Here is a 3,003-nt window from a genome sequence, read left to right as displayed (position 1 = left end):
CTACTGCAGCGTCAATCATGCTCCTGCCGCGACCCCAGACCGTCTCATCCTGATTGTCGCGCTCTCCATCCTGATTGTCGCGCCATAGGTGACCTACTACACCGGCCAGGACACCGCCGCCGCGGTCGCCCGCTTTGACGCCAACATCCTGGAACGCACCAGGTCGCTTCGCGGCCAGATCGTGGGGCGCTGAGGCGATGAGCAAGACCTCCGTGACCATCGGCCGCCGCAGCATGCCGGTCAGCGCTTGGCCCGAGCAGGACCGCGCCCTGTGGCAAACCGCCTGCGAATTAGGTGGGCCGTTGGATGACGCCGGTGCCGCCACCGACTGGGCGCCGGCCACCCGTCGCGGCCTCGTCGCTAACTACGGCCGCTGGCTCACTTTCCTCGATCAGCAAGGTCTGCTGATGCCGGATGCTGGTCCTGGCGATCGCGTGACGCCGGACGTGGTGCGTCGCTACATCGACCTGTTGCGTCCCGTTCTGGCACCACTGTCCTTGTGGACCACCATCGACCAACTCGCCGCCATCATGCCGGCCCTGGCGCCCGACGCCGATTGGGGGTGGCTGCGCCGCACCGCTGGTCGCCTGAAGCGGGGCGCCGCCAACCGGCGACCGATCACGCCGCGCATCCGCAACGCCGCCGACCTTTACCAGAGGGCCCTCGCCGCCCTTGCCGGAATCGAGGGGAAGCCTGAAACCCGGCCGTTCGCCCATGCCACAGCCTTTCGCGACGCCCTGATGTTCGCCCTCACCATTGCCCGGCCGATCCGCCGCCGCACGTTGGCCGGTTTGCGGGTGGGCCAGCATCTCCGGCCGACCTCCGACGGCTTCCTGATCCAGCTGGAACGCGAGGACCTCAAATGTGAGGGTCCGATGAGCTTCCCGCTGCCGGCCAGCTTGGTGCCCCACATGGCGCGCTATCTCGACCACCATCGCCCGTGGCTGCTGCAAGGTCACGCCCATGATGCTCTGTGGATCACCCGCGAGGGGCTGCCGATGACCCTCAACGGCGTTTCCAGCCGCTTCGAGCGCGCAACCCCGGCCGTCCTCGGCGAACGGATCAACCCGCACCTGCTGCGCCACTGCGCCGCGACCAGCATTGCCATCGACGACCCGCAGGGCGCCCGGCTGACGGCGGCGCTGCTCGGCCACAGCACGCTGCGGACCAGCGAGCGCCACTACACGATGGCCAAGGGGCTGGAGGCCAGCCGCCGCTATCAGGCCACCCTCACCGACCACATCACCCACCTGCGCCGCACTGTCCGCGGCGAGCGCCCGTAGGATCCCCATCATGCGCGCCGTCATCTACGCCCGCTATTCCAGCGACCAGCAACGCGAAGCCTCCATTGCCGACCAGATCGAGGTCTGCCGGCGCTATGCCGAGCGCCAGGGCTGGACTGTCGTCGACCATTACAGTGATGCCGCCCTCAGCGGCGCCAGCCGTCACCGTCCGGCCTTCCAGAAGCTGCTGCGCGAGGCCGGACAGCGCCGCTTCGACATCGTGCTGTGCGAAGCGATCGACCGGCTCGGCCGTCGCCTCGCCGACACCGCCGACCTTCAGGACCGCCTCGCCTTCCACGGCGTCCGGCTGTTCACCCCGCAGCTCGGCGAAATCACCACCATCCACGTCGCCGTCATGGGCATGATGGCGCAGGTCGCCTTGAAAGACTTGGCGGACAAGACCCGCCGCGGCCAGCTCGGCCGTGCCATGGCCGGCCGGATGCCGGGCGGCAAGGCCTTTGGCTATGACGTGCTGGATGGCGACGCTGAAGGTCGTGGCAGGCGGCGGATCAACTTGGCGGAAGCCGCGGTCGTCCAGCACATCTTCCGCCTGTTCGCTGACGGTGCCAGCCCGCGCGCCATCGCCAAGCGCCTCAACGCCGACGGGGTACCCGGTCCAGAGGGCCGGCTCTGGCAGGACACCACCATCCGCGGTCAGGTCGAGCGCGGCACCGGTATCCTGAACAACGCGATCTATGCCGGACGGCTAGAATGGAACCGCTGCTCCTACGTCAAGGATCCGGAAACCGGCAAGCGGGTTGCGCGGCCCAACCCGCCGGAGGCATGGGAGGTGGTGGAGGTGCCGGAGCTGCGCATCGTCGACACCGCGCTGTGGGAGCGGGTGAAGGCCCGGCAGGCATCGATCAGCTTCGAAATCGGTCGCGATGACCAGGGCAACGCGCTGAACCGGGCGCACCGCCGCAAGTTCCTGCTGTCGGGGTTGCTGACCTGCGGGTGCTGCGGCGGCACCTACGCCATCATGGCCAAGGACCGCTATGGCTGCGCCGCCCACCGCAGCAAAGGCACCTGCACCAACGACCGCACCATCACCCGCTTCGACATCGAGCGGCGGGTTCTCACTGGGCTGAAGGAGCGCCTGCTGGCGCCCGAACTGATCCAGGAGTTCGTCGACAGCTTCCGTGCCGGCGTCGAAGCGGCAACGGCCGACCGCGAACCCAACCGCCGCACGCGCGAGCGCGAGCTGGCGGCAGCCGAGCGCAAGATCGCCGGTATCCTCAAGGCGATCGAGGACGGGCTGTACCACGAGTCGATGAAGGAACGCCTGACCATCCTGGAGGCGGACAAGGCCCGTCTGCTTGCCGAGGCCGGGGAGCCCGACGCGGACCTGCCGTCGGTCCTGCTGCACCCCCAACTGTCGGACCTTTACCGTCGCAAGGTGGAAGCGCTGGAGGCTGCTCTCGCTGGCGGCGAGGACAGCGCCGAGGCGATGGAGATGGTGCGGATCATGATCGATCGCGTCGTCCTGACGCCCTCCCGTGCCGGTGCCGGACTGGACGCCGACCTGCACGGAGAGCTGGCCGGCGTGCTGACGGTCTGCGAGGGCGCCGCTGAGATCCGCAAAGCCCAGACGCACGAACGCCCCGGCTCTTTCGAACCGGGGCGTCAAGTGTTGGTGGTTGCGGGGGCAGGATTTGAACCTGCGGCCTTCAGGTTATGAGCCTGACGAGCTACCGGGCTGCTCCACCCCGCGGATGTTCTT

Annotated in this window: 2 protein-coding genes and 1 tRNA gene; 2 read left to right on the top strand and 1 reads right to left on the bottom strand. The window is 68.4% G+C overall.

The window, feature by feature from the left end; all coding sequences use genetic code 11:
- The first annotated feature begins 197 nt into the window (after positions 1-197).
- On the top strand, positions 198-1,283 hold the full coding sequence (locus TSH20_RS34420) for a tyrosine-type recombinase/integrase (protein WP_109157742.1): 1,086 nt from the start codon (positions 198-200) through the stop codon (positions 1,281-1,283).
- A gap of 10 nt (positions 1,284-1,293) precedes the next feature.
- Positions 1,294-2,961, top strand: a complete 1,668-nt coding sequence (locus tag TSH20_RS34415; RefSeq protein WP_109157743.1) for a recombinase family protein — start codon at positions 1,294-1,296, stop codon at positions 2,959-2,961.
- Here TSH20_RS34415 and TSH20_RS34410 read toward each other — a convergent pair.
- A tRNA-Met gene (locus tag TSH20_RS34410) sits at positions 2,918-2,994 on the bottom strand. The genes TSH20_RS34415 and TSH20_RS34410 overlap by 44 nt on opposite strands.
- Positions 2,995-3,003: the final 9 nt, after the last annotated feature.

This window comes from Azospirillum sp. TSH20 (assembly GCF_003115935.1).
Classification (GTDB): domain Bacteria; phylum Pseudomonadota; class Alphaproteobacteria; order Azospirillales; family Azospirillaceae; genus Azospirillum.
The sequence above is the reverse complement of the archived record's forward strand: the minus strand, read 5'-3'. Positions and strand labels throughout refer to the sequence as shown.

What these genes read in the sequence shown, in the direction of transcription:
- TSH20_RS34420 (WP_109157742.1), top strand. Translation starts at nt 198, where the DNA reads ATGAGCAAGACCTCCGTGACCATCGGCCGCCGCAGCATGCCGGTCAGC.
- TSH20_RS34415 (WP_109157743.1), top strand. Translation starts at nt 1,294, where the DNA reads ATGCGCGCCGTCATCTACGCCCGCTATTCCAGCGACCAGCAACGCGAA.